The 24,591-nt window shown below is 64.0% G+C and carries 22 protein-coding genes; 11 read left to right on the top strand and 11 right to left on the bottom strand.

The annotated features are described in order from the left end of the window. The first annotated feature begins 100 nt into the window (after positions 1 to 100). Positions 101 to 889 (top strand): hypothetical protein, encoded by a 789-nt coding sequence (locus tag I6F35_RS20920; RefSeq protein WP_225119551.1) that lies wholly within the window; start codon positions 101 to 103, stop codon positions 887 to 889. Between the two features lie 130 nt (positions 890 to 1,019). Here the strand turns inward: I6F35_RS20920 and I6F35_RS20915 are convergent, their stop codons facing one another. Further along, the gene (locus tag I6F35_RS20915) at positions 1,020 to 2,813 is read right to left on the bottom strand and encodes a potassium/proton antiporter (RefSeq protein ID WP_225119550.1); all 1,794 of its coding nucleotides are present in this window, start codon (positions 2,811 to 2,813) and stop codon (positions 1,020 to 1,022) included. Positions 2,814 to 3,302: 489 nt separating this feature from the next. Here I6F35_RS20915 and I6F35_RS20910 point away from each other — a divergent pair, with 489 nt between their 5' ends. Together I6F35_RS20910 and map are read left to right on the top strand one after the other, a co-directional pair. Further along, positions 3,303 to 4,616, top strand: coding sequence for a mechanosensitive ion channel domain-containing protein (locus I6F35_RS20910; protein ID WP_225119549.1), 1,314 nt, complete (start codon positions 3,303 to 3,305; stop codon positions 4,614 to 4,616). Between the two features lie 116 nt (positions 4,617 to 4,732). Continuing rightward, positions 4,733 to 5,557, top strand: a complete 825-nt coding sequence (map, locus tag I6F35_RS20905; RefSeq protein WP_225119548.1) for a type I methionyl aminopeptidase — start codon at positions 4,733 to 4,735, stop codon at positions 5,555 to 5,557. A 16-nt stretch (positions 5,558 to 5,573) separates the two neighbouring features. On the opposite strand, the gene I6F35_RS20900 is transcribed toward map, so the two are convergent. The 4 genes from I6F35_RS20900 to I6F35_RS20885 form a co-directional block, all read right to left on the bottom strand. Further along, positions 5,574 to 6,293 carry a DNA-3-methyladenine glycosylase I gene (locus I6F35_RS20900; RefSeq protein WP_225119547.1) on the bottom strand — a complete coding sequence of 240 codons (720 nt, stop codon included), beginning with the start codon at positions 6,291 to 6,293 and terminating at the stop codon, positions 5,574 to 5,576. A gap of 86 nt (positions 6,294 to 6,379) precedes the next feature. After that, positions 6,380 to 7,471: a nitronate monooxygenase family protein gene (locus I6F35_RS20895; protein WP_225119546.1), complete on the bottom strand. Its 1,092-nt coding sequence runs from the start codon at positions 7,469 to 7,471 to the stop codon at positions 6,380 to 6,382. A 10-nt stretch (positions 7,472 to 7,481) separates the two neighbouring features. After that, positions 7,482 to 8,195, bottom strand: coding sequence for an SDR family oxidoreductase (locus tag I6F35_RS20890; protein WP_225119545.1), 714 nt, complete (start codon positions 8,193 to 8,195; stop codon positions 7,482 to 7,484). Positions 8,196 to 8,347: 152 nt separating this feature from the next. Then, positions 8,348 to 9,256, bottom strand: a complete 909-nt coding sequence (locus tag I6F35_RS20885; protein ID WP_225119544.1) for an AraC family transcriptional regulator — start codon at positions 9,254 to 9,256, stop codon at positions 8,348 to 8,350. A 208-nt stretch (positions 9,257 to 9,464) separates the two neighbouring features. On the opposite strand from I6F35_RS20885, the gene radC reads away from it, so the two are divergent. The 3 genes from radC (at position 9,465) to I6F35_RS20870 (ending at position 12,322) form a co-directional block, all read left to right on the top strand. Beyond that, positions 9,465 to 10,178 carry a DNA repair protein RadC gene (gene radC, locus I6F35_RS20880; RefSeq protein ID WP_225119543.1) on the top strand — a complete coding sequence of 238 codons (714 nt, stop codon included), beginning with the start codon at positions 9,465 to 9,467 and terminating at the stop codon, positions 10,176 to 10,178. Between the two features lie 24 nt (positions 10,179 to 10,202). Beyond that, positions 10,203 to 10,655, top strand: a complete 453-nt coding sequence (locus I6F35_RS20875) for a GNAT family N-acetyltransferase (protein WP_225119542.1) — start codon at positions 10,203 to 10,205, stop codon at positions 10,653 to 10,655. Between the two features lie 152 nt (positions 10,656 to 10,807). Further along, the gene (locus I6F35_RS20870; RefSeq protein ID WP_225119541.1) at positions 10,808 to 12,322 is read left to right on the top strand and encodes an FAD-dependent oxidoreductase; all 1,515 of its coding nucleotides are present in this window, start codon (positions 10,808 to 10,810) and stop codon (positions 12,320 to 12,322) included. Positions 12,323 to 12,346: 24 nt separating this feature from the next. Here the strand turns inward: I6F35_RS20870 and I6F35_RS20865 are convergent, their stop codons facing one another. Beyond that, the gene (locus I6F35_RS20865) at positions 12,347 to 12,721 is read right to left on the bottom strand and encodes a hypothetical protein (protein WP_225119540.1); all 375 of its coding nucleotides are present in this window, start codon (positions 12,719 to 12,721) and stop codon (positions 12,347 to 12,349) included. Between the two features lie 318 nt (positions 12,722 to 13,039). On the opposite strand from I6F35_RS20865, the gene I6F35_RS20860 reads away from it, so the two are divergent. Next, positions 13,040 to 14,710, top strand: a complete 1,671-nt coding sequence (locus tag I6F35_RS20860) for a PAS domain-containing methyl-accepting chemotaxis protein (RefSeq protein WP_225119539.1) — start codon at positions 13,040 to 13,042, stop codon at positions 14,708 to 14,710. Positions 14,711 to 14,872: 162 nt separating this feature from the next. On the opposite strand, the gene I6F35_RS20855 is transcribed toward I6F35_RS20860, so the two are convergent. From I6F35_RS20855 to I6F35_RS20835, 5 genes are read right to left on the bottom strand one after another with little or no spacing between them, the layout of a single operon-like run. Then, the gene (locus I6F35_RS20855; protein ID WP_225119538.1) at positions 14,873 to 15,574 is read right to left on the bottom strand and encodes an AprI/Inh family metalloprotease inhibitor; all 702 of its coding nucleotides are present in this window, start codon (positions 15,572 to 15,574) and stop codon (positions 14,873 to 14,875) included. A gap of 17 nt (positions 15,575 to 15,591) precedes the next feature. Then, the gene (locus tag I6F35_RS20850; protein ID WP_225119576.1) at positions 15,592 to 16,581 is read right to left on the bottom strand and encodes a 2-hydroxyacid dehydrogenase; all 990 of its coding nucleotides are present in this window, start codon (positions 16,579 to 16,581) and stop codon (positions 15,592 to 15,594) included. Next, positions 16,578 to 17,366, bottom strand: a complete 789-nt coding sequence (locus tag I6F35_RS20845) for an ABC transporter permease (protein ID WP_225119537.1) — start codon at positions 17,364 to 17,366, stop codon at positions 16,578 to 16,580. The genes I6F35_RS20850 and I6F35_RS20845 overlap by 4 nt, the downstream gene beginning before the upstream one ends. Next, complete coding sequence (locus I6F35_RS20840) at positions 17,363 to 18,175, bottom strand: ABC transporter ATP-binding protein (protein ID WP_225119536.1); 813 nt, start codon at positions 18,173 to 18,175, stop codon at positions 17,363 to 17,365. The genes I6F35_RS20845 and I6F35_RS20840 overlap by 4 nt, the downstream gene beginning before the upstream one ends. 17 nt (positions 18,176 to 18,192) lie before the next feature. Continuing rightward, positions 18,193 to 19,212, bottom strand: a complete 1,020-nt coding sequence (locus tag I6F35_RS20835; protein ID WP_225119535.1) for an ABC transporter substrate-binding protein — start codon at positions 19,210 to 19,212, stop codon at positions 18,193 to 18,195. A gap of 123 nt (positions 19,213 to 19,335) precedes the next feature. On the opposite strand from I6F35_RS20835, the gene I6F35_RS20830 reads away from it, so the two are divergent. The 4 genes from I6F35_RS20830 to I6F35_RS20815 all read left to right on the top strand — a co-directional run bounded on the left by I6F35_RS20830 (position 19,336) and on the right by I6F35_RS20815 (position 24,469). Further along, positions 19,336 to 20,169, top strand: a complete 834-nt coding sequence (locus I6F35_RS20830; protein WP_225119534.1) for a creatininase family protein — start codon at positions 19,336 to 19,338, stop codon at positions 20,167 to 20,169. Positions 20,170 to 20,288: 119 nt separating this feature from the next. After that, on the top strand, positions 20,289 to 20,561 hold the full coding sequence (locus tag I6F35_RS20825) for a hypothetical protein (protein WP_225119533.1): 273 nt from the start codon (positions 20,289 to 20,291) through the stop codon (positions 20,559 to 20,561). Between the two features lie 481 nt (positions 20,562 to 21,042). Continuing rightward, positions 21,043 to 23,049: a carbohydrate porin gene (locus tag I6F35_RS20820; protein WP_225119532.1), complete on the top strand. Its 2,007-nt coding sequence runs from the start codon at positions 21,043 to 21,045 to the stop codon at positions 23,047 to 23,049. 106 nt (positions 23,050 to 23,155) lie between these two features. Next, a complete protein-coding gene (locus tag I6F35_RS20815) occupies positions 23,156 to 24,469 on the top strand; it encodes a nitrate/sulfonate/bicarbonate ABC transporter ATP-binding protein (protein WP_225119531.1) in 1,314 nt (437 codons plus the stop codon). Positions 24,470 to 24,591: the final 122 nt, after the last annotated feature.

Here is a 24,591-nt window from a genome sequence, read left to right as displayed (position 1 = left end):
GGATTGCTTCGATCACGCAGCCGTTGCCGCCACGTGACAGTTTCCCGATTTGCCAAATCGGCCCGAGCGCGCCAAATTGTTGCCGGAAGAAAGGCGTGCCATGCGTATTGCTGGTTGGGTTTTGCTGCTCGCAGGATTCGTCCTGTGCCTCTCGGTGGCCTGGGCCGCTCTCGGCTTTCTATTGATGGGCATCGGCCTGGTGTCGCTGCAGGTCGACGAGCGGAAGCGCCGAAAGGCGGAGGAGGCGGCAGCCATCGCCGTCGCAGGCCCCGATGCGAGTCCAGAACCGGCCGCCGCACTTGCCGAGGCGCCTCCAGTCCACGCGGAAGCGGCTCCGGCCACTCCGGAACCTCCACCACTGCCGGCAGCGGAAGCGACGCAGCGCGCCGATGCTTCCGCTTACGACAAGGAAACCTGGCACCGCCTGGTCGAGAGCGATCCCGATCTGGCGCGACTGGTCGCGGTGCTCGCCGACTACGGCCAGCACCATGTCGACGAATTCGCCAGCAACTATCTTGCCAAGCCCGACAAGAGCCGCCTCGCTGTGATCGTCAACGAGATCATCGCGAAAGCGGCACGCAAGGAATCCGCGCCGGCGCCGCCCGAAGTGCGCCGGCCATCGATCGATACAAATCAGCAGCCGCCATCACCGCTCGCGCGGACCGAGCCGGATCGCAGTCCTGCGAAAATCCACGCGCCAAAGGTGGCCGCGGTGCCGTCCGCAGCAGCCGATGTCCGCAACGGAACAGCCGCACGCATCCGCATCGCCTCCGAGATTCGCCCCGAGCCAAATTCGGAAGGGGACAACGACAGGATCGCAGCGCCCGAAGACGACCTCAGCGAATTGATCAGGAAGTTCGCAAACGATGCGAGCTTCGTCAGACGATGAGCTGATCATTGCGGGGCGAGGGAGCTTCGTAGCCCGGGTGGAGCGCCAGCGTAACCCGGGACCGCTCGCAAACGTTGATGGAGATGTCACGGGTCGCGCTTCGCTCCACCCAGAGGCTACGCGCTCGTTCTCAAACGCCCGCGACCGATGCCCAGATTTCGGCGAGCTTGCGCTTGAACCGCTGCAGCCGAGTCAGCGGTACGGCCGCCTCCTCTTCCTCCGGCAGGCGCAGGCCGACGACATTGACCCTGCCGCCGCCGAGGCTGCGTGCGACGAGGACGATGGTATCCAGCGCCAGCTCCGCACCTTCCTTCGGCGCGCGATCCAGATGGATATCGAAATAGTCCGACAGCGTCAGCTTCTTCTGGTCCTCATCGACGGTCACGCCATAGATCTCGGCAAGCTCGCCAAGCGTATGCTCGCCGGAGACCACGAAGTCGCCGAGCAGATGCGGGTCGGGCGCGGTGCTCGGCGGCATGTCGACGAAGAAACGGTCGAGCGCTTCGGCCCGCTCCGGCGGCGCCAGCAGATAGAGATAGTCGCCGGGCGCGATCGGGTCGGCCTCGGCGGGCGAGAGGATGTTCTCGTCGCGGATCACCAGCGTCGGCCTCGACCAGGACGGCAGTAGTCCGCGACGGAAGAACAGGCTTTTTGCGCCGACGGGATAGCCGACAAGCTGCTGCTCGAGCTGGCCCGGCAGGTCCAGTTCGACGCGCCGCGGGCCGCGGTCGAGGCGCGGCAGCGCTACATGCAGCCGCCGCGCCGCGAATGCCAGGGTCCAGCCCTGCAGCAGGAGCGAGATGATGACGACAACAAAAGCGACATCGAAATAGAGATAGGCTTTCGACAGTCCCACCAGCATGGGGATCGAGGCGAGAAAGATTGCGACCGCGCCGCGCAAGCCGGTCCAGGCGATGAACACCTTTTCCCGCCAGTTGAAGCGGAACGGCGCCAGACAGACGAATACCGCCAGCGGCCGCGCCAGCAGCATCAGCGCCAGCGCCACCACCACCGCGCCGCCAAAACTGCTGAGCAGCCGATGCGGCGACACCAGGAGCCCGAGCAGGACGAACATCACGATCTGCGCCAACCACGTGGCGGCGTCCAGGAACGTGACCACCGAGTTGTGCGCGCGCGTCGGCCGGTTGCCGATGATGATGCCGGCGAGATAGACGGCGAGGAAGCCGGAGCCATGCACGATCTGCGCGGCGCCGAAGATCACAAGGGCCGCCGTAGTCACGAATGGCGCGTGCAGGCCCTGCGGCAGGGCGACGCGGTTCAGCGCGATCACGACCAGCCGCCCGCCGATCACACCTATGATCGTCCCGAGCACGGCCTCCTGGGCAAACTCCAGGATGATGTGCGCCGTCGAGCTCTCTCCGATCGAGATGAACTCCACCAGCATCAACGTGAGGAAGATCGCAAAGGGATCGTTGGTGCCGCTTTCGGCCTCGAGCGTCGCGCCGACGCGTGGGCGCAGGCGCAGGCCCTGGGTATGGACCAACAGAAACACCGCCGCGGCGTCGGTCGAGGCCACCACGGCCCCGACCAGCAGCGCCTCGGCCCAATTGAGGTCGAGCATGTATTTGGCGACCGGCGCCGTGACCAGCGCGGTCAGCAGCACGCCGACGGTCGCCAGCACCATCGAGGGCGCCAGCACGGCACGGATGCTCTGGAAGCGGGTGCGCAGTCCGCCATCGAACAGGATCAGCGCCAGCGCCACCGAGCCCACCAGATAGGTGGTGCGGACGTCGTCGAACTGCAGGTGGCCGGGGCCGGAATCGCCCGCGAGCATGCCGATCACGAGGAAGACCAGCAGCAGGGGGGCGCCAAAGCGCAGCGCCAAAAGGCTCGACAGGATGCCGGCCATCACGAGAACTGCGCCAAGCAGGATGGCTATGCTGACCTGATCGAGAGAAGCCATACGCCGTGCGGAAGGAAAGCTCTTTGCTGGAGCATGATCTTTTCGGAAAACCGGTACCCACTTTTCCGGATCATGCTCCGGAGTTGCAGTGCATCCTTACCGTCGCCACAGTTCGACGCCAACCCATTTCTGACAGCGGCGGCGGTTCACCTGTCCGGCTTGCGGAAGAGGTGACTCCAAAGGCCGCTGCGGGGCGAGGTTGCCGAATGGAAGGTGCGGGTTCTCCCTCTCCCGCTTGCGGGAGAGGGTCGGGGTGAGGGCTCTCTCCACGGCGAGACTCTTCGTGCGGAAAGAGCCCTCACCCTGCGCTGCGCGCCGACCTCTCCCGCAAGCGGGAGAGGTGACTCTAAAGGCGCTGCGCGGCGCGGATGCAATTCGACCTTGCCCTCGCTCTCCCGTTGTGGCGATGGTCCGCGCGCCGCGTTTGTGGGATCGTGGCGACCGTTCGAATCAAATTCGCTTGAATCCGCAGTTCACGAGATTTCGCCGATGGAAATGGACCTGAAGGACGTCATCGAGACCCTGCAGATGGCCGCGCGGTCGGTCGGCGCGGAGGTCACCTCGCCCTGGTTCTATCTGCAGTTCGGCATCATCCTGGCCGCCGCGGGCATCGCCTATGCGGCCGACGCCGCGATCCGGGCACGGGTCGACATGGATTCGCTGGCGTCGCATTTGCCGCTGCCGCTCAGGCATTTCGTGCGCGTCGTGGTCGGCAGCGCGTCGACCGCGGTGTTTGCACTCCTGATGATGGCGGCGCGCATCACGATGGCGCATTCGACCTGGCCGAGCCGCAGCTACCTGATCGCGGTCTCGGCCAAGCTGGCGCTGGCCTGGCTCGTCATCAGCCTGGTGGCCTCGGTGATCCGCAACGCCTTCATCGTCCGGCTGGTGTCGCTGGGGGCCTGGATCGTCGCCGCGCTCAGCATCATCGGCCAGCTCGACGCGACCGCCGAGACGCTGGATTCGGTCGCGATCGAGGTCGGCGGCCTGCGGCTGACACCGCTGCTGCTGATCAAGGCCGGCGCGCTGGTGATCCTGGCGCTGTGGCTGACCAATATCGCCAGCAATTTCGTCGAGAGCCGCATCAACCGCGCCACCGACCTGACGCCGTCGATCCAGGTGCTGCTGATCAAGATCATCCGCATCGGGCTGATGGTGGTTGCGATCGCGATCGCGCTGAGCGCGGTCGGCATCAACCTTTCGGCGCTCGCGGTGTTCTCCGGCGCGGTCGGTGTCGGTATCGGCTTCGGCCTGCAAAAGATCGTCGCCAATTTCATCTCGGGCATCATCCTGCTGGCCGACAAGTCGGTGAAGCCCGGCGACCTCGTCACCATCGGCGACAGTTCGGGGCGCATCAGTGCGATGAAAACGCGCTACATCTCGGTTGCCGCCGGCGACGGCCGCGAATTCCTGATCCCGAACGAGGACCTGGTGACGCAAAAGGTCGTCAACTGGACCTATACCGACAAGAACACGCTGGTGAAGATCCCCTTCGGGACCAATTACGACGCCGATCCGCGGCTGGTGTGCAAGCTTGCCATCGAGATCGCCGCCGCGGCGCCGCGGGCATTGAAGGGCAAGCCGCCGAACTGCATCCTGACCGAATTCGCCGAAGCCGGCATGAAATTCTCGCTGACCTTCTGGATCGGCGACCCCGATGGCCTCGACAACGTCAAAAGCGAGGTGATGCTGGCGCTGTGGGACGCCTTCAAGCGGGAGGGCATCCGCGTGCCCTATCCGGTGCGGGAACTCCGGGTCCGCGGCGCGCTGCCGGTCGAGACCGTGATCGAGGCTTCGAGCTAAATCCATGGCAAGACAGGCCATTTCGGCCCCAACCTCGGCTTGCACTGGCCGCCCCGATCATTAAATTAGGCGAATTACCGTCCCGTTCTGACAGCCTCCCGCCGAATGACGAGCCCATGAGCTATATCGAAGCAACCGACACCTCCCTCCGCAAGACCGGCCAGATCAAGCTGCACGGACAAAGCGGCTTCGTCGGCATGCGCAAGGCCGGTGCGCTGGTGTCAAAATGCCTCGACGAGCTCACCGACATCGTCAAGCCGGGAATCCCGACCTCCAGGATCGACCAGTTCGTGCGCGAGTTCGCCTTCAGCCATGACGCCTATCCGGCGACGCTGATGTATCGCGGCTATCGCTATTCGACCTGCACCTCGCTGAACCATGTGGTCTGTCACGGCATGCCGGGCGACCGCCCGCTGAAGGAAGGCGACATCGTCAATATCGACGTCACCTTCATCGTCGACGGCTGGTATGGCGATTCCAGCCGCATGTATGCGGTCGGACCGATCGCGCGCAAGGCCGAGCGGCTGATCGAGGTGACCTATGAGGCCATGATGCGGGGCATCGCCGCGGTGAAGCCCGGCGCCACCACCGGCGACATCGGCCATGCGATCCAGAGCTATGTCGAGCCGCAGGGCATGAGCGTAGTGCGCGATTTCTGCGGCCATGGCCTCGGGCGCATGTTCCATGACGAACCGAACATCATCCATGTCGGTCGGCCCGGCGAAGGCGTGGCGCTGAAGCCCGGCATGTTCTTCACCATCGAGCCGATGATCAATCTCGGCAAACCGCATGTGAAGATCCTGTCCGACGGCTGGACCGCGGTGACGCGCGACCGCTCGCTGTCGGCGCAGTTCGAGCATTCGGTCGGCGTGACCGCCGATGGCGTCGAGATCTTCACCCTGTCGGAGCGCAACGGCGAGAAGCCGTGGAAAGTGGTCTGATCAGAGCGTGATCTGATCAGTCATCGCCGCCCATGCGCCGATTGAGTTCAGCCGGCGCGTAATTCTCCCCGATCGACATCGCGCAGATGCGCGAGAGATGGACGTAAGGCAGCCCGGTCTCCTTGGCCCAGGCGTTGAACTGCGCCTGCACCTTGGCGAGATCGCCCTTCGACTTGACCTCCTCGGCAACATCGAGGCCGGCCTCGCGCAGGCAAGCGACGACATCCCTTGACGTGACAAAACCGTCCCAACCGAGGAACCGCAGCAGCATCTGGCCGGTGTTGCCGCCGAGCCGGCTGCCGCGCTTGACCAGCAGGTTCAACAGCCCGACTTCGTCGGAGGAGGGCCAATTGCTCAAGAACTTGCCGAAGCTGCCGTGCTCGCCCGCGATCTCCTGCACGAAACGGGCGTTGTCGCGCACCGACATGATCTTGGCGCCATTGCGCACGATGCGCGCATCGCTCGTCAGCCGCTCCCAGAATTCATCCGGCTCGAAGGCGAGTTTTTTGGGCTGAAAGCCAAGGAAGGCCTGCTCGAAGCCTTCCCATTTCGCCTCGATCACGCTCCAGGCAAAGCCGGCGCAGAATACGCGCTTCGTCATCTCGGCGAGGACGCGATCATCCTTCAGCTTCGCCAGGGATTTCGCGTTGGGCACCGGCGGCAGCAGCTTCTCCACCGCCTTTGCGCCGCCCTTGCGCTTCTCGGCCCGCGCCCGAATGGCCTTGAACGACGTCACGCGGCGAGACCTCTTTGCGTTGGCAGGGACGGCCCGATCATAGCGTGACGCAGGCCGCGCTGCCAATGCGAAGCATCGCGCAGATCTCAGCCGCCGCCGACGCGCTTCAGGTGCTCGGCGGCTTCCTTCACCAGGGTTTGCATCAGCGCCTCGGCGGGGAGTTCGCGGGCCAGTGCGGCGCCCTGCCCTGCCCAGAGCGGGGTGAAGTCACGGTTTTCCTTCCGCTCTGCCGCGGCGCGCAGCGGCGCCAGCTCACCCATCGCCAAGGGAAAATCCGGCGCGGCGTCGGAAAAAGGACCGACCTCGGCTACGAAGCGGTTGACCAGGGCGCGCGCGGGCCTGCCGGAGAGCACGTTCGTCACCACGGTCTCATTGTCGCTCGCCTGCCGCAACGCCTCGCGGTGCAGCGGTGGCGTCGCCGCTTCCGGACAAAGCAGGAAGGCGGTGCCGATCTGCACACCGGACGCACCAAGGGCGAAGGTCGCAGCGATGCCGCGTCCATCGGCGATGCCGCCGGCGGCGATCACGGGCACGCCGACCGCGTCAGTGATCTGCGGCACCAGATCGAAGGTACCGAGTTGCGGGGCGCGCGAGCGGCGCCGGTCGCGATCGAGGAATGTGCCGCGGTGACCACCGGCCTCATAGCCCTGCGCAATGACCGCATCGACGCCATGGTCTTTCAGCCAGCGCGCTTCGTCGACCGTGGTTGCCGACGAGATCACCTTGCAACCCGCCGCCTTGATCCGGTCCACCAGCGGCGGCACGGGCAAGCCGAAATGAAAGCTCACCACCTCGGGCCTGGCGTCCACGACGACCTCGCACATCGCGCTGCCGAACGGCGCAAGATCGATGCGCGGCCGCGGTGTCGCCTCGTCAAATCCGAGCTCGCGATAATAGGGCAGCAGCCGGTCGTGCCACGCACGCTCGCGGGCGGCATCGGCCTTCGCCGGCTCGTGGCAGAAGAAATTGAGGCTGACCGGCTTGCTGGTCAGGCTCCGCAGCCGTGCGATGATGCCGGCGGCGAGCTGCGGGTCCATGGTAGCGCAACCGATCGAGCCGAGGCCGCCGGCATTGGAAACGACAGCAGCGAGTTCAACCGTTGCGAAACCCGCCATCGGCGCCAGCACGATCGGGTGTTCGATCCCAAACAAGTCAAGCAGACGGCGATCGGGCCACATTGCGCATCTCCTACCAGCGGCCTGCGGAAGCGCCGCCATCGACATGCAGGATCTCGCCGGTGACGAAGGCCGCCTTTTCGAGATACATCACGGCCTCGACGACCTCCTGCGTCTGGCCCATCCGGCCGACCGGCTGCAGCCCGGCAAGAAAGCCGTGCGCTTCGGGCGAATGCATCGGCGTGCTGATCACGCCCGGCGAAACCGCATTCACCCGGACATTCCGGGTGGCATATTCGATCGCGAGCGAGCGCGTAATCGCGTTGAGCCCGCCCTTGGTCAGCGCAGCAAGGCCGGCCGCCAGCGACGCCATCGGCTGTTCGGCGATCGTCGCCGTGATGTTGACGATGTGGCCTGAACCCGCCTGCAGCATTCGACCTGCGACCTTCTGGGTCAAATGAAAGAAGCCGGCGAGATTGACCGCGACGGCCTTTGTGAAATCGCCTGCGGAATATTCGGTGAAGGGCTTGGCGATGAACACGCCGGCGTTGTTGACGAGCGTATCTATTCGCCCGAAGCGCTCGATTGCGAGTTTGAAGATGCGTTCGGCCGTCTCGGGTTGGGCAATGTCGCCTTCGATCATGAGCACCGACGGATCGTCGCTCTTGCCGATCGAACGGGCGGTGGCGACGACCCGGTAGCCGCTTTCGCGATAGGCTTTCAGCAATTCCGCGCCAATCCCGCGTGATGCGCCGGTGACGATGACGACCTTTCGCTCCGAAGTCATATTCGCTCCTCGTAATTGGTTGGGGTGTATCGGAGCGAGTAGATGCACGATGCGACCGAGCGCGGCTTTGCCTCGGTTGCTCTGCTGTTGTCATTTCTTGCCGCTGTGGCCAGATCAGCGGACGCAGATCGATCTGTTACATCCGTAACAAATCAGGCCACGACGCTACGCCGGTACTGCGCCGGCGTCTGCCCCGTCGCCTGCCGGAACGCGCGGGTGAAATTGGCCTGGCACGAAAATCTGAGGCGAAGCGCGATATCGGCCAGCGGCTGCTCGCGTTCTCCAAGCAGTTCCTTGGCGCGTTCGAGCCGCCTGACGCTGACATAGCGATGCGGCGATCGGCCGACGGCGGCCTTGAAGGCGCGGGCGAAATGAAACTGGCTCAGGCACGCAATCGATGCCAGGCGGCCGACCGTCAATTCGCCTTCCAGATTGGCCTCGATGTAATCAAGCACGCGCGCCAGCCGGCGGCGATCAAGCCCCGCGCGAGCGACGGATGCGAAGAAATCCTGGCATGGCTTGCCGAGGTGGTTTTGAACCAGTCGTGCGGCCAGGCTCGAGGCCAGCGTCTCGGCGAGCAGCCTGCCCGCAGAGGTCTCGCGCTGCAGCTCGGATACCAGCGCATAGGCAATCTCGGCCACCAGCGGATCGCGAGAACTGCTTTCATGGCGCAGCGACACCATGACGGATGGAGCGAGCGCTGCACCAACGCTTTCCAGCGAAAACCGGCTCGGCGGAAGATAGATGTGCAGCATCCCTGGGAGGGGATCGGACAGGTCGATCAGACCCTGCTCGACCACCGGCGGAGAAAGCCAGATGGTCCCGCGTTCGGACACGCTGCGGTCGGTGATGCCATACCTCTCGCGCGTGACCACGGAGCCGCTGCCGCGGACGTCGACGCAAATCTCGGTGTCGGGCTGCGGGCTCTTCCAGGCGATGGTGCCGCTGTGACTGCGAAGCTCCGCCGTTATGTCCGACCAGCCGCGATCGGCGGAAGACGCCAGAAGCCCGCAAGCGCCGTAGCTTTCGAGCCCGTGTGTCCCTTGATGCGTGGAATTCATTCGACATAACCCGGTATCTGGCAATCGGCGACAGTCCCCCAATCAGCTCAATGTGGCCGGCTCGCAGCCGAATCGCAACGATTCCCGGCCGCTCATCACGCGGACGCGATCAAGGCCCGGCCGATCCTCTGGCGCATGTCGAAGGCTTCGATGCGCCCGTGGCACTTCATGGTTGCAAAAACCGCGCGGCACGGCATGTTTGGCGCCGATGCCCGCCAAGACCAACGCCACTCCGGACCAGTCCGCCGAGACGCCGCATTACCACGGCCATCGGGAGCGCCTGCGCGAGCGCTTCCATACCGCCGGCCCCGACGCGCTGAGCGACTATGAGCTGTTGGAGATGGCGCTGTTCGCCTCGATCCCACGACGCGACACCAAGCCGCTGGCCAAGGAATTGCTGAGGCGCTTCGGCTCGTTCGCCGAGGTGATCCATGCCCCCGTCGCCCGGCTGCGCGAGGTCGACGGCATCGGTGAAGCCTCAATCAACCAGCTCAAGCTGATCGCCGCCGCCGCGAGCCGCGTCGCCAAAGGCGAGGTGAAGCGGCGCAATGCGCTGTCGTCATGGAACGACGTGCTCGACTATTGCCGTTCGAGCATGGCCTTTGCCGACAAGGAGCAGTTTCGCCTGCTGTTCCTCGACAAGCGCAACCAGCTCATCGCGGACGAGGTGCAGCAGATCGGCACCGTCGATCACACGCCGGTCTATCCGCGCGAGGTGATCAAGCGCGCGCTCGAACTGTCCGCCACCGCGCTCATCCTCGTGCATAACCATCCGTCCGGCGACCCGACGCCGTCGCAGGCCGACATCCAGATGACCAAGGCGATCATCGACATCGCCAAGCCGCTCGGCATCGCCGTGCACGACCACATCATCGTCGGCAGAGGCGGGCACGTGAGCTTGAAGGGGATGCGGCTGATCTAGCTCATGATCCGAAAGGAGTGCGACATGGAATGGACGTCCGATCAGGACCGGATCGACTGGGATGTGTTGTCGGAGCTCTATCGGATCGCGCCGCTGGGCGACAAGAAGCCGGAGGACCTGAAGCGCGCCTTCGCAAACAGCATGTACAAATGTTTTGCGTTCGAGGAGGGTACCCTCGCCAGTGCGGGACGCGCGGTCGCGGATGGCGTCGATTGCTCCTACATTTGCGATATTGCGGTTCATCCGCGGTTTCAGGGGCGCGGCCTCGGCAAGGAGATCGCGACGCGACTGCGGGATCTGTCGCGCGGCCACCGGAAGATCATCCTGTACGCCAATCCCGGCACCGAACCGTTCTACGAAAAGCTCGGCTTCCGGCCCATGCTCACGGCGATGGCGATCTTCAGCAATGAGGACGCCGCAATCAAAAGGGGCCTGATCGCGCCTTCAACTGATCGCGGCGACCGCCAGCGTCATTGAACTGGTCCGATGTTTCAACTGCAATCGAGTTCGGGATGCGTGGAAATACCCTCGTAGTGGCCAGGCGATAGAGGGCCCGGGCGTTTGTCGGCTCGCTGTCCCTTTTCCACGGGGCGGGCCATGTCGCGAATACGCTACCTAAGGCAATGTCCATGACCCGAAACAGTCTGCCCCCCTCCGACGTCGACACCCTGGATACCGCCATTGTCGGCGCCGGCGTCGCCGGCCTCTATACGGCCTGGCGCTTGCTCCAGGGCGGCTGCCGGCCGGACGATATCGCCGTATTCGAAGCTTCCGAGCGTATCGGAGGACGCCTGTTCAGCGTGAACATGCCGGGGACCAGCGGCATCCCCGCTGAATTCGGCGGCATGCGGTTTCCTGCCAACCAGAGGCTCATCACGTCACTCGCGACGCAGCTCGGTCTCGCAATGCGCGAATTTCCGGAGGGCGGCGCGACGAGCATTTCATATGCCCGCGGCAAGCGGTGGCGCGCCGGAGACCTCGCCCGGAAGCAACCGGTCCCGTACGCACTGCGCGCGGATGAGCTTTATCTCAATCCATTCGAATTGATCTTCAAGGCAGTCCAGCAGGTGCTGCCCGCCATGAAGACCATGGAGCCGCATGAGTGGGCGAAGACAAAAGAGTCCCTGACGCTCGACGGCCGCCCGTTGATCAATTGGGGCTTCGCCAACCTGCTCAGCCGCTTCCTGTCGGACGAGGCATTGCAGTTCGTCGAGATGGGCCTTGGTTACAGCTCGGTCGTGCGCAACTGGAACGCGGCGGACGCAGTGTCGCTGGTCATCGAGTATGTCAGCAGCCCTACCGAGAAGACCCTGGTCGACGGCACGCAGGCCCTGCCGGACGCCCTTGCGGCCGCCGCCATACGCGAGGGCAGCGCCATTCACCGGCGGCACCGGCTGGTGTCGCTACGCGTTCCGGCCCAGACGAGTGACGATCTGCACGAACTCGTCTTCGCAACGCCTGATGGGTCGCGCACGGTCCGCGCAGGCCGTGTCGTGCTCGCGCTGCCGCCCCGCGCCATTGAACTCATTCCCGACTGTGCCGCATTGAAGGATTCGCGCACTGCCGCGTTGCTCGCGACCGTCACGCCGCGGCCGCTCGGCAAGATCTTTCTCGCTCATGAGGAGCCCTGGTGGAGTCCGCTGGGTCTGACAAGCGGCCGGGCGACGACCGACCTGCCGATCCGCCAGATCCACTATTTCGGCACCGAGCCAGGGCGCCCGCCCGGCGCAACGGGCTACCTGACCCTGGGCTATTTCGATCGTCCGCAGCTCGACTACTGGGCTGGCTTGCGACGCCTTGAGCAGCCAAGCGGCAGCGGCTTCACCATGCTCGATCCCAATGGTCCGGTATCCGCCGAAGTTCGCCGGCAGATCGCGGTCGTGCACGGGCTCGATCAGCCGATGACGGCGCCGCAGTCAGTCGGCTTCATGAACTGGGAGGAAGATCCGTATGGTGGCGCCTGGCACACCTGGAATCAGGGCGTGAAGAGCTGGGAGGTTACCAAAGAGATCGCGGCACCGGTGCCCGGAACAGCGCTGCACATCGTCGGTGAGGCGTGGTCGACCAACCAGGGTTGGGTGGAGGGAGCGCTAGAGACGGCAGAGGCCGTGGTCGGCATGATGACGCGCGTGCGTGCAGGTTGAAGCTCTCCACGCACGGCGCCCGGCTCACGGCGCGACCCAGCGCCGCACGGCGTCCATTGTGTCGGCGGGCGTGGTGTTGAAGCAGATCGAGGCCTCGGGCGCCAGGCGGTGGACGAGGTTGAGAATCTTCTCGAACAGCAGGAGATGCGCGGCGCCTTCGCGCAAGCCGGCACCGATGACGACGCAGTCGAACCGCTTCGACTCCAACGCCGCGACCACCACCGGCTCGGCGGTATCGCCAAGGTCGACCAGGCAGGCATCCGCCTCATAGCCGTGGTTGCGCAACTGTTCGATCTGTGCGTCGAGATAGCTCCTGATCAGCTCCGGCGTGAGTTGCGGAAAGGCGCTGAAATCCGCGAATGCGGGATCGATGCCGATTGCAAGCACGGTCGTCGCCATAGCGCGCTCCTGGTCCGAAGCCGGATCGAGACATGAACAGCCAACGCCGCACACGCCAATGGCGTTCCTCGTTCCCGCACAAGGACAGGTGAGAGCGAGTGAAGAACTGCTCGAAGAAAGCGCCGAGCACGCGGTTTTGCGTGTTCGGCCGCGACGCAATATCGGAGCTCGGCAATTTTGTCAGCGGTAGCGGGATATTTAAGGGACCGTTCACACCATGCTGAGAAGCTTCTGGTGACATTTGGAATTTTGATTCGCCGATCGTGAATACCAGATCGACAATTTCGTCGCCTGGCTCGCCAACGCAGGAACCCAGACATGTTTGGAAGCCGGAAATCGCGTGCCGGTGAGATTGCCACGACTACTGCCGACGCCATCACCGCCAACCTGATGGTCGCGGATGCGTCACTGACCATCACCTACATGAACCGTGCGGTGACAAAGCTGCTCACCGACGCGGAGGCCGACATCCGCAAGGAGCTTCCGGGCTTCTCGGTCGCCAAACTGATCGGCAGCAGCATCGACGTCTTTCACAAGAATCCCGCCCATCAGCGCCAGGTGCTGGGGCAGTTGAAGTCGCCGCATCGGGCGACCATCAGGTTCGGTGGGCGCGCCTTCGATCTCGTGGTAACGCCGCTCGGGACCGACAACGGGCAGCGCTCGGGCTTCGCCGTGGAATGGTTCGATGCATCGGTCCGGCTGCAGAACCTGGACTTCCGCGCGCAGATCATTGCGATCGGCCGCGTCCAGGCGGTGATCGAATTCAATCTCGACGGCAGCGTCATCACCGCCAATGAGAATTTCCTGCGCGCGCTCGGCTATTTGCTGGCCGAGATCCAGGGCAAGCACCATAGCATGTTTGTCGAGGCCTCGTTCCGCGACAGCCCGAACTATCGGGAGTTCTGGCAGAAGCTGAATCGCGGCGAGTTCGAGGCTGGCGAATTCAAGCGGATCGGCAAGGGTGGCAAAGAGGTGTGGATTCTGGCGTCCTACAATCCGGTGTTCGATGAGAACGGCAAGCCGTTCAAGGTGGTCAAATTCGCAACCGACGTGACCGAGCAGAAGCTGCGCAATGCCGATTTCGCCGGCCAGATCGCGGCCATCGACAAGTCGCAGGCGGTGATCGAGTTCGCGATGGACGGCACCGTGAGAACGGCGAACGCCAATTTCCTGAAGGCGCTGGGCTATACGCTGCACGACATCAAGGGCCGCCATCACAGCATGTTCGTCGATCCGGCCGAGCGTGACACACCGGCCTATCGGGAATTCTGGGCCGCGCTGAACCGCGGCGAATACCAGGCCGGTGAATTTCGCCGCGTCGGCGCCGGCGGACGCGATGTCTGGATTCAGGCCTCCTACAATCCGATCATGGATCTGAATGGCAAGCCGTTCAAGGTCGTCAAATATGCCTCCGACGTCACTGCCCAGGTTGTCGCGCGGCTGAAGAGCGAGCGCGTCCGCGGCATGATGGAGCAGGTCGCGGCCGGGGCCGAGGAATTGAACGCCTCGGTACGCGAGATCTCGGAGGCGATGGTCAAGTCGAAGGAGACGGCCGCGGCCGCCACAGACCATGTGCAGTCCGCCGACCACCAGGCGCAGCGGCTGACCGCCGCGGCGGCCTCGATGAGCGGCATCCTGCAGATGATCGGCGACATCACCGGTCAGATCAACCTGCTCGCGCTGAACGCGACGATCGAGTCCGCGCGCGCCGGCGAGGCCGGCCGCGGCTTTGCGGTGGTCGCCGCCGAGGTCAAGAACCTCGCCAACCAGGCCAAGCAGGCGACCGACAAGATCGGCGTCGAGATCGACTCGCTCAATGGCATTTCCGCCGACGTCGTCACCGCGCTGGGCACGGTTCGCCGGTCGATCGAGGCGGTGGGCGAGTATGTGACGTCGACGGCCGCCGCGGTCGAGGAGCAGAGCGTCGTCACCAACGAGATGTCGTCGAGCATGCAGCGCGCCGCCAACGAGGCCGCCAGCATCGGGTGACGGCGGCGAATGCTGACTTCACCTCTCGCGCTTGCGGAGAGACACAGGCCGCCTTCGGCGGCCGTTCTCCTCACCCCAACCCTTTCCCGCAAGCGGGAGAGGGAGCGCAGCTCACCGCGGCTACACCCTCAACCTGATCGACTCATGCTCGAGCTAGAGCAGCTACTGGTCGCGCAGCATGATCAGGGGATCGGCGCTGTCGGGGACCTTGCGCCACTGCGCATTGTCGTCGGCCTCGAACTGCCAGGTGTCGCCCTTCTGCGACATCAACAGCATCTGGCCGTGATCGAGCCGCCAAAGTGTCGGTGCGAACGCCGTCACCGCCGGATCGCATTTCGGCTTCAGGAACACCTGAAAATTATCCTGGCCGGCCTCGGTGTTGGTCAGTGTCAGGCCGCAGATCGCCTGCCCGTTGGCGCGCACCATCGACCAGTCGCCGATCATCTGGTCCATCGACTTGGCGAGTGAGCGCGCGGCGGCGAGGTTCTGCAGGATGTAGACACCCTCGCCGGTCCGCAGCCCTTCAAAGATGCCGCTCTCAACCTCGGTGAAATCGATCACCGGTTCGCCGGCCGCGTTCTGCAGCCGCACAATGTCGAGGCCCCTGACGTTCCAGGCGGCAATGTCCTTGGCGAAAGGCAGCGCTGCCGGACACGAAGGCTCCAGCTCGAGCTTGAGGCCTTGCGCCGTCGCATCACCCTTCAGCGTGACGACACAGGTCTTGCTGCGGTCCGTGGTCGCAAGCTCCCACTGCCCGATCATTTCCTTCTTCAGCGATGCGGCATCCTGGGACGACGCAGGTCCGGTGCCGCCAGCCATTGCAAGCAGCACTGCAGCCACGATGCTGAGACGGCTGACCGACATCTGATCAATGTCCCTTATCAACGCCCCTCTACCGGGGTCTCCGCGACGGGCGTGAGCGGCGGCTTGCCGGCGAACCAGCTCTTGAGATTGTCGACCACGAGCTGATCCATGGCATTGCGCGTTACCACGGAAGCCGAACCGATATGTGGCAGCAGCACGACATTCTGCATCGACTTCAGCTCGTCCGGCACGTTCGGTTCGGTGGCGAACACGTCGAGGCCGGCGGCCAGGATGGTCCCCGATTTCAGCGCCGCGATCAGCGCCGGCTCGTCCACGACTGAACCGCGCGCGACGTTGATCACGACGCCGCGCGGGCCGAGCGCCTTCAACACCTCGGCGTTGATCATTTTCGCAGTGGAGGCGCCGCCGGGCACGATCACCACCAGCGTGTCCACCGCCTTCGCCATCTCGATCAGCTCGGGATAATGCTGGTAGGACACGCCGGCCGCGGGCCTGCGCGAATGATAGACGACCGGAACGAGCGAAGCCTCGAGCCTGCGGCCGATCGCCTGCCCGATCCGCCCCATGCCGACGATGCCGACCTTGCGGTCGCGCAGCGAGCCGACGCTCAAGGGATAGTTCTGCGTCTGCCAGAGGCCGGAGCGCACATAGCGGTCCGCCTTGACGAATTCGCGTAACGTGGCGATCAGGAGGCCCATCGCGACATCGGCCACCTCCTCGGTGAGGACGTCGGGCGTGTTGGTGACGACGATGTTGTGCTCGCGCGCATAGGCGGAATCGACATGGTCGTAGCCGACGCCGAAGCTCGAGGCGATCTCGAGCTTCGGGAATTGCGCCAGCACGGTCTTGTCGGTCGACACCGTGTGATAGGTCACGGCGATGCCGCGGATCCTGGCCCTGGTCTCCGGCGTCAACCGCTCGAGGTCGGCGCGACTTTCGGCGGTGTGCAGGATGAACTGGTCCGGAAAGCCATTCTGCAGAATGGGACGGATCGGCCCGTAGACCAACAGGTCGACCTTCTCAGACGAGATACTTCCAGCCATCAGCTTTCCTTTCCAAGCGCGCTCTCGTGCCAGCGCCGCAATACCAGATGCGAAATTAGCGCCAGCAGCCCATAGATGACAATCCCGGCGACCGAGAGCAGGAACAGCGCCGCGAACATACGTGGAATGTTGAGACGATAGCCGGACTCCGCGATGCGGAACGCGAGACCGGAGCCTGCGCCTGCGGTGCCGGCCGCGATCTCGGCAACGACCGCGCCGATCAGCGACAGGCCGCCGGCGATCCTTAAACCCCCGAGAATGAACGGCAGCGCCGCCGGCAGTTTCAGATAAGCCAGCGTCTGCAGCCGCGTCGCGCCGTAGAGCTGAAACAGCCCGGCCAGATTGCGGTCGACCGAATTGAGCCCGAGCGTGGTGTTGGACAGCACCGGAAAGAACGCGACGATCCAGGCGCAGACCACCACGGCGGTCTGTTGCTGCAGATAGATCAGGAGCAGTGGCGCGATCGCGATCACGGGCGTGACCTGCAGGATCACCGCATAGGGGAACAGCGAATATTCCAGCCATTTCGACTGATTGAACAACAGCGCCAGCACGATGCCGCCGATCGCAGCGGCCACGAAACCTTCCAGCGTGGTCAGCAGGGTGACACCCAGCGACTGCGACAACACCGGCCAATCGCTGATCAGCGTTTCGAACACCGCCACCGGTCCTGGCAGCACATAGGGCTGGATATCGTTGATGCGAACGATTGCTTCCCAGAGCAGGATGGCGGCCGCAAAGACGACGACCGGCAATAGCAGGCGGACCGCATGCAGCGAGGACTTCATGCGCCCGCGTGCCCCGCATAGGCCGGCGCGAGCGCGTTGGAAACCTGGCGGCAGAAGGCAGCATATTCCGCGGAGGTGCGGAACTCCTCGCCACGCGGCTCGGTCGCGCTGACGTGAAACTCCGCGCCGATCCGCCCCGGCCGCGCCGTCATCACGATCACGCGCTGCGAGAGATAAACCGATTCGAACACCGAATGGGTGACGAAGATCACGGTCTTGTGCAGCTTGCGCCAGAGCGCGAGCAGATCGTTGTTGAGGCGGAACCGCGTGATCTCGTCCAGCGCCGCGAACGGCTCATCCATCAGGAGAATATCGGGATCGGTGACCAGCGCCCGCGCCAATGAGACCCGCATCTTCATGCCGCCGGACAATTCGCGCGGATAGGCGCGCGCGAATTCGGCAAGTCCGACCTGCGCCAACGCCTCGTCGATGCGCGCATCCGCCTCGCCTGTCGGCGCATGGGCAAGCTTCAGCGGCAGGCGGACATTCTCGCGCACGCTTGCCCACGGCATCAGGGTCGGCTCCTGGAACACAAAGCCGATCGGGTGATGGCCGCGCATTTCCGCCGCGAGACGGGAGACGCCGACGGTGCCGGCGGTCGGCGCGGCAAGGCCCGCGATCAGCCGCAGCGCAGTGGATTTGCCGCAACCCGACGGCCCGACCAGCGACACGAATTCTCCCCGCTTGACGTCGAGGTCAACAGGCCCGAGCGCCGCTACGCCGCTGTCATAAATTTTCGTGACACCGCGCAGGCTCACCGCAAGCGGGGAGCCGGCGTCCAGTTCGCTCGAGGCTTGCCCGGCCATCACGTGAGCAATCTTCGGGCTCAGTGCTTCGGTCGAAGGTTGAGCCCAACGCCCTTGTTGACGAAGCGGAGCGTATAGGCCTGACGGAAGTCGATGTCGGAGCGCACGACGCCGGCCCGCACCATCTTGTCGAAGAAATTCGCCATCCGCTCGTCGCTCATGGCGCCGATGCCGTTCTTCAAGGAGTCGCCGGAATCGACGATGCCGTATTCCTTCATCTTGTCGATGGAATAGCTGATCAATTCGTCGGTCATCTCAGGGTTGAGCTTCTTGATCATGGCATTGGCGGCGGCATTGTCGCCATAGAGATAGTTGTACCAGCCGATGATGGAGGCGTCGACGAAGCGCTGGACGAGATCGGGCTTCTTCTCGACCAGCTCGCGGCGGGTCTCGATCAGGGTCGAATAGGTGTTGAAACCGTAATCGGCGAGCAGGAAGACTCCCGGCTTGAAGTTAGCAGCCTTCTCCACCGCAAACGGCTCCGAGGTGACATAGCCCTGCATCGCGCTGTTCTTGTCGACGATGAAGGGCTGCGGATTGAAGGTGTACGGCTTGACCTTGCTCTCACTGAATCCGTACTCGGATTTCAGCCACTGGAAGTAGGTCGTCATCCCCTCCTTCGAGACGAGCAGCGTCAGCGGCTTCAGATCCTCGAGCTTGGTCGCCTTGACCTCCGGATGGGTCAACAGTACCTGCGGATCCTTCTGGAACATCGCGGCGACGGCGACCAGCGGCACGTTGTTGGTGACCGCATCGAACGACTGCAGCGAGTTCGCGCTCATGAAGAAATCGATCTTGCCGGCGATCAGGAGGATGCGGTTGTTGTTGTTGGGACCGCCGGGAACGATGGTGACGTCGAGACCGTAGTTCTTGTAGGTGCCGTCGGCCACCGCCTGGAAGAAGCCGCCATGCTCGGCTTCCGCCACCCAGTTGGTGCCGAACGACACCTTGTCCAGGGTCTGGGCCTTTGCGGGCGCAAAGGCCGCAGCCAGGGCGAAAACAGCTATAGTTAACGCTCGCAGCAAAAAGGCCCGGTTCATGGTTGGACTCCGTCGCTGGTTATGGCCCATGATGGGTGATGGACGCCGAATGCGTCCGCGGCAGGGCCGGCAAATTACCTCGCAAATCCGCGCAAAGGAACGCTTGGCAGAGAAACGTTTGGGATGACTTCGACTGTTCCACCCCGCGACTGGACCGAAATCCGCTGGCCGGAGATCGCCAGCGGCGATTCGGCGCGCTGGATCGCGGTGCTGCCGCTCGCGGCGACCGAGCAGCACGGGCCGCATCTGCCTCTTGGCACCGACATCATGATCGCCGAAGCCTATCTGGCGCTTGTCCACGAGCTGTTGCCGGTCAGCCTGCCCGCTACGTTCCTGCCGCTGCAACCGGTCGGCATTTCCACGGAGCATCTCGATTTTCCGGGCACGCTGACGCTGCCGATCGACGTCGCATTGAAGACGTGGACTGCGCTCGGCGAGAGCGTGGCGCGCGCGGGCGTCAAGAAGCTGGTGATGGTGACGAGCCATGGCGGCAACAGCGCAGCGATGAGCCTGGTCGCGCAGGATTTGCGCGCGCACCACGGGATGCTGGTGGTCACCACGAGCTGGTCGCGACTGAGCGCGGCGGAAAAGTTGTTTACGCCTGAGGAAGTGCGCCACGGCATTCACGGCGGCGCCGTCGAGACCTCGATCATGCTGGCGCGCTATCCGCACACGGTGCGGCGAGATGCGATCGCGGATTTTCATCCCGCCAGCATCGCGATCGAAAAGGATCACCGCAGGCTGTCGACGCAGCGGCCCGCGCCATTTGCCTGGCAGACGCAGGACCTGCACCCAAGCGGGGCGGTCGGCAATGCGACGAAGGCTTCCGCGGAGGAGGGCGAACGCCTGCTCGATCACGGCGCACGCGCATTCTGCGAGCTGCTTGCGGATGTCGATAACTTCGACGTGAACAAGCTCGCGACCGGACCTCGCTCATCCGATAAGCCGCTGTTCTGACAGCCGAATCATCGACTCTGCCAGCTTTCCTCCTCGGCTTCGAACCGAAATCGTGGAGGCTCCGTCCAACGGTGCGTGCGGGCCATCAGGGCACCGCCTTCAACAGGATGGAGTTATCCATGTCGATCAAGACCAAGATTGCCGCTCTCGCTCTCGCCACGCTCGCTGTCACCGGCACGATCGCGACTTCGACCACGCAGGCGCAAGCCAAGCCGTTCCATCACCATCACTGGGGCTGGGGCGTCGGTGCTGGCCTCGTCGGTGCGGCGGTCGTCGGCAGCGCCATCGCGGCGAACAACGGCTACTACTACGGCTATCGCCGCTGCGGCTGGGTTCGCCAGTATGATGCGTTCGGCAATTACATGGGCCGCGTGCGCACCTGCAATTTCTGAGCGATCGACGGAGTGGTTTTGGTTGACGCATTTTCTGCGCAGATAGGTCGACGCAATCTGCGTAAACTCGATTGCTACGCGAACCGATAAACCTCCTTCCCGAAAACACGTCGACCGTGGATTGTGCGTCCGGCACGGGCGCCTCATCCACCCCGTGTCGTACCCGACCCGCCCGGTCGTCCCCCGGGCGGGTCGTCGTCTCCTCCCCCGACCGCGACAAGGTGATCGCCCGCCCTGTTGCAAAACTGTCATCAGGCGATGCCATCCAGCGATCACGGCACCTGCACCTTCTTGCTATTGCGAATTATTCGCAATAAGGATTGCAGTACAGTGTGGCTTCCCCGATCTGGCGCAAGCTCGGGGAATCAGGACATGCGACCGGTGCAGAGGCGGCGTGATGATTTCGTGTTGGGGATGGCGTCGTAGCAGCGCTTTGGGCACGCCGAGCTGTCGCGATGTTCAGTTTGGAAATAATCCTGCCATGCCGCGCCGCAGCCGATCGTTCGAGCAGATCCTTGTTCTTGGTCACGCGGCGATCGCGACCTTTGCCCTGAGCGGCCCGGCGCTTGCGGCCGACATCAGGCTGCCGGTCAAGGCGCCCTACGCACAGCCGCTGTTCGACTGGACCGGGCTCTACATCGGTGCGCATGCCGGCTACGGCTTCGGCTCCTCGAACGCGGTGCTGGCCGATCCCCTCGTCAGCGCCGCCAGCAGCAGGGTGAGCGGCATGATCGGCGGCGTGCAGGCCGGCTACAATGTTCACCTGCCCTCAGGCCTGCTGCTTGGCGTCGAGGGCGATCTGACCTTTCCGAACTATCTGCCCTCGAATTCGGTGGTGACGTTGCTTGCGACGCCGCGCTCCGACTTCGTCGAGCAATGGGACTATATCGGCACGATCCGCGGCCGGCTCGGCTATGCGAGCGGCCCATGGCTTGGTTATGTGACCGGCGGCTTCGCCTATGCCGGCGGGCGCTTCCTCAACACGCCGGCCGCGACCGGCGACGAGGAGAAGGAAATCCATGTCCGCCTTGGCTGGGCTGCCGGCGCGGGCTTCGAATATGCCTTCGCCCCACACTGGACTGCGCGGCTCGAATATCTCTACAGCCGGTTCGACAGGGCCAACATCCAGTTCCTGCCGTCGGGCACACAGTATTCCTCGAGCCTGGATTTCCAGTCGGTGCGCATCGGCCTCAATCGCAAGATCGACTGGCCGGGCGCCCCAGGCCAGACACCGAAGACCGACATCACCGATCCCGAATCCGACCGCTGGGAGATCCACGGCCAGACCACCTACCTGCCGCAAGGCTATCCGGCGTTCCGCGCGCCCTACACCGGCACCAACAGCCTGACGCCGGCGCGGCAGGCGCAGGCGACCTGGAGCAACAGCCTGTTCCTGAATGCGCGGCTCTGGGACGGCGGCGAGGTCTATTACAATCCCGAGCTGCTGCAGGGCTTCGGCTTGAACGATACCGTGGGCCTCGCCGGCTTTTCCAATGGCGAAGCGCAGAAATCGAACTTTCCCTACCCGCATTACAACACCTCGCGCCTGTTCCTGCGCCAGACCTTTGGCTTCGGCGGCGAGCAGGAGGAATTGCCGAGCGGGCCAACCCAGCTCGGCGGCAAGGTCGACGTATCAAGATTGACGGTGCAGGCCGGCAAGTTCGCCGTGCTCGACGTGTTCGACGGCAACGCCTATGCCAAGGACACGCGCAGGGATTTCATGAACTGGGCGATGTGGGCCCCTGGCGCCTTCGACTATTCCGCCGACAAGGTCGGCCTGACCTACGGCGTCACCGCCGAGCTCAACCAGAAACGATGGGCGCTGCGCGGCGGATATTTCCTGATGCAGTCGGTGTCGAACGCCAACAGCTTCGACACCAACGTGTTCGAGCGCGGAACTTACGTGCTCGAATATGAGGGACGCTATTCTCTGTTCTCGCTGCCCGGCAAGATACGCACGATCGCCTGGCTGAATAGCGCCTTCTCCGGCAGCTATCGCGAGACGCTGGACAATCCCGCGCTCAATCTCGACATTGCGCTGACGCGGACCGGCCGCATCAAATACGGCTATGTGATCAATCTCGAACAGGCGCTCTCCGACGATCTCGGCCTGTTCGGCCGCTGGAGCTGGAATAACGGCAAGACCGAGATCATGGCCTTCACCGACATCGACGCCTCGCTGTCGATGGGCGCCTCGATCAAGGGCACCAGATGGGGTCGGCCGGATGACGTCATCGGCATCGGCGGCGCGATCAATTCGCTGTCAAGGGATCACCGTGATTTCATCGCCGCCGGCGGCCTCGGCATTCTGATCGGCGACGGCGCGCTGAACTATCGCCGCGAACGCATCCTCGAAGCCTACTACGCCTACGCCCTGACCAAGCAGGTCACCTTGACGGCGGACTATCAGTTCATCACAAACCCCGCCTATAACGCCGACCGTGGCCCGGTGCACATCTTCTCGGGAAGGCTGCACGGGGAATTCTAGAGCATACCTTCCGCAAGAAGATCGTGCTCAAGCGAAAGGACGGCGCGGAAGATCGATTTAAAGAACCGTTGTCCCGCCGCTTCGCCTGGGGTGATGAGGAGCCGCCATGCTCGAACAATCCGCTGAGCCCAACCTCATCGACATCCGCGGCGTCTGCCGCTCCTTTCCCAAGGGCAGCGGCGAGAACCTGCTGGTGCTCGAAAATGTCGACCTGACCATCCGCGCCGGCGAGATCGTCGGCCTGCTCGGCCGCTCCGGCTCCGGCAAATCGACACTGCTCCGCATCATCGCCGGCCTCGTCGATCCCTCCTCGGGAGAGGCGGTCTGCCGCGGCAAGAAAATCGCAGGTCCCCCGAACGGCGTCGCGATGGTGTTCCAGTCGTTCGCGCTGTTTCCCTGGCTCACGGTGCTGCAGAATGTCGAGCTCGGGCTCGAAGCGCTCGGCATCGATGGCGCCGAGCGGCGCACGCGCGCGCTGGCCGCGATCGACCTGATCGGCCTCGACGGCTTCGAATCCGCCTACCCCAAGGAATTGTCCGGGGGCATGCGCCAGCGCGTCGGCTTCGCGCGTGCGCTGGTGGTGGATCCGGACCTGCTGTTGATGGACGAGCCGTTCTCGGCGCTCGACGTCCTGACCGCCGAGACGCTGCGCACGGACCTGATCGATCTCTGGACCGAAGGCCGGCTGCCGATCAAATCGGTGCTGATGGTGACGCATAATATCGAGGAGGCGGTGCTGATGTGCGACCGCATTCTCGTGTTCTCGTCCAATCCAGGCAGGGTGGCGACCGAGATCAAGGTCGACTTCCCGCACCCGCGCAACCGGCTTGATCCGGCATTTCGCCAGCTCGTCGATAGCATCTATGCGCGCATGACACAGCGGCCTGAACCCAGGTCGACCGCCGCGGCGGAGGCGATTTCCGGCGCCGGCGTCGGCATGGTGCTCGACCATGTTTCATCCAACGAATTGTCCGGCCTGATCGAGACGCTGGCAGGGCCGCCGTATCACGGCCACGCCGACCTGCCGGTGCTCGCCGGCAGCCTGCAAATGGAAACCGACGAGATCCTGCATCTCGGCGAGTCGCTGCAGCTGTTGCGTTTCGCGCGGTTGAGCGAAGGCGACCTGGTGCTGACGGACGCCGGCCTGCGCTTTGCCCATCTCGAGACCGACGCGCGCAAGAAACTGTTCGCCGAGCACCTGATCAACTATGTGCCGGTGATGGGCCTGATCCAGCGCGTGCTCGACGAGCGCCCGTCCCACACCGCGCCCGCCGCGCGCTTCCGCAACGAGCTCGAGGACTACATGTCCGAGGATTATGCGGATGAGACGCTGAAGACCATCGTCTCATGGGGACGTTACGCCGAGCTGTTCGCCTATGACGAACAGTCGGAGACGTTCAGTTTGGAGAACCCTCATTAGAGCGTGATGATTTTTCTTCGAAACATCATCCCGCTCCATCTTTTTGTTTGAGCATGATCTTTTCGGAAAACCGGTATCCACTTTTCCGGATCATGCTCTAGCGATCGATCCCGTAGCCCGGG

Origin of the sequence: Bradyrhizobium sp. BRP22 (assembly GCF_020194175.1) — a bacterium.
Lineage (GTDB): Bacteria > Pseudomonadota > Alphaproteobacteria > Rhizobiales > Xanthobacteraceae > Bradyrhizobium.
Note: the sequence above shows the minus strand (reverse complement) of the source record. Positions and strands in the feature narration are given on the sequence as shown.

Coding starts and splice junctions, on each gene's coding strand:
- I6F35_RS20890 (WP_225119545.1), bottom strand. CDS start 8,195: ATGACTTCGGAGCGAAAGGTCGTCATCGTCACCGGCGCATCACGCGGG.
- I6F35_RS20830 (WP_225119534.1), top strand. CDS start 19,336: ATGACTTCGACTGTTCCACCCCGCGACTGGACCGAAATCCGCTGGCCG.
- I6F35_RS20895 (WP_225119546.1), bottom strand. CDS start 7,471: ATGTGGCCCGATCGCCGTCTGCTTGACTTGTTTGGGATCGAACACCCG.
- I6F35_RS20865 (WP_225119540.1), bottom strand. CDS start 12,721: ATGGCGACGACCGTGCTTGCAATCGGCATCGATCCCGCATTCGCGGAT.
- I6F35_RS20845 (WP_225119537.1), bottom strand. CDS start 17,366: ATGAAGTCCTCGCTGCATGCGGTCCGCCTGCTATTGCCGGTCGTCGTC.
- I6F35_RS20815 (WP_225119531.1), top strand. CDS start 23,156: ATGCTCGAACAATCCGCTGAGCCCAACCTCATCGACATCCGCGGCGTC.
- radC (WP_225119543.1), top strand. CDS start 9,465: ATGCCCGCCAAGACCAACGCCACTCCGGACCAGTCCGCCGAGACGCCG.
- I6F35_RS20920 (WP_225119551.1), top strand. CDS start 101: ATGCGTATTGCTGGTTGGGTTTTGCTGCTCGCAGGATTCGTCCTGTGC.
- I6F35_RS20855 (WP_225119538.1), bottom strand. CDS start 15,574: ATGTCGGTCAGCCGTCTCAGCATCGTGGCTGCAGTGCTGCTTGCAATG.
- map (WP_225119548.1), top strand. CDS start 4,733: ATGAGCTATATCGAAGCAACCGACACCTCCCTCCGCAAGACCGGCCAG.
- I6F35_RS20910 (WP_225119549.1), top strand. CDS start 3,303: ATGGAAATGGACCTGAAGGACGTCATCGAGACCCTGCAGATGGCCGCG.
- I6F35_RS20825 (WP_225119533.1), top strand. CDS start 20,289: ATGTCGATCAAGACCAAGATTGCCGCTCTCGCTCTCGCCACGCTCGCT.
- I6F35_RS20820 (WP_225119532.1), top strand. CDS start 21,043: ATGCCGCGCCGCAGCCGATCGTTCGAGCAGATCCTTGTTCTTGGTCAC.
- I6F35_RS20835 (WP_225119535.1), bottom strand. CDS start 19,212: ATGAACCGGGCCTTTTTGCTGCGAGCGTTAACTATAGCTGTTTTCGCC.
- I6F35_RS20860 (WP_225119539.1), top strand. CDS start 13,040: ATGTTTGGAAGCCGGAAATCGCGTGCCGGTGAGATTGCCACGACTACT.
- I6F35_RS20875 (WP_225119542.1), top strand. CDS start 10,203: ATGGAATGGACGTCCGATCAGGACCGGATCGACTGGGATGTGTTGTCG.
- I6F35_RS20870 (WP_225119541.1), top strand. CDS start 10,808: ATGACCCGAAACAGTCTGCCCCCCTCCGACGTCGACACCCTGGATACC.
- I6F35_RS20885 (WP_225119544.1), bottom strand. CDS start 9,256: ATGAATTCCACGCATCAAGGGACACACGGGCTCGAAAGCTACGGCGCT.
- I6F35_RS20915 (WP_225119550.1), bottom strand. CDS start 2,813: ATGGCTTCTCTCGATCAGGTCAGCATAGCCATCCTGCTTGGCGCAGTT.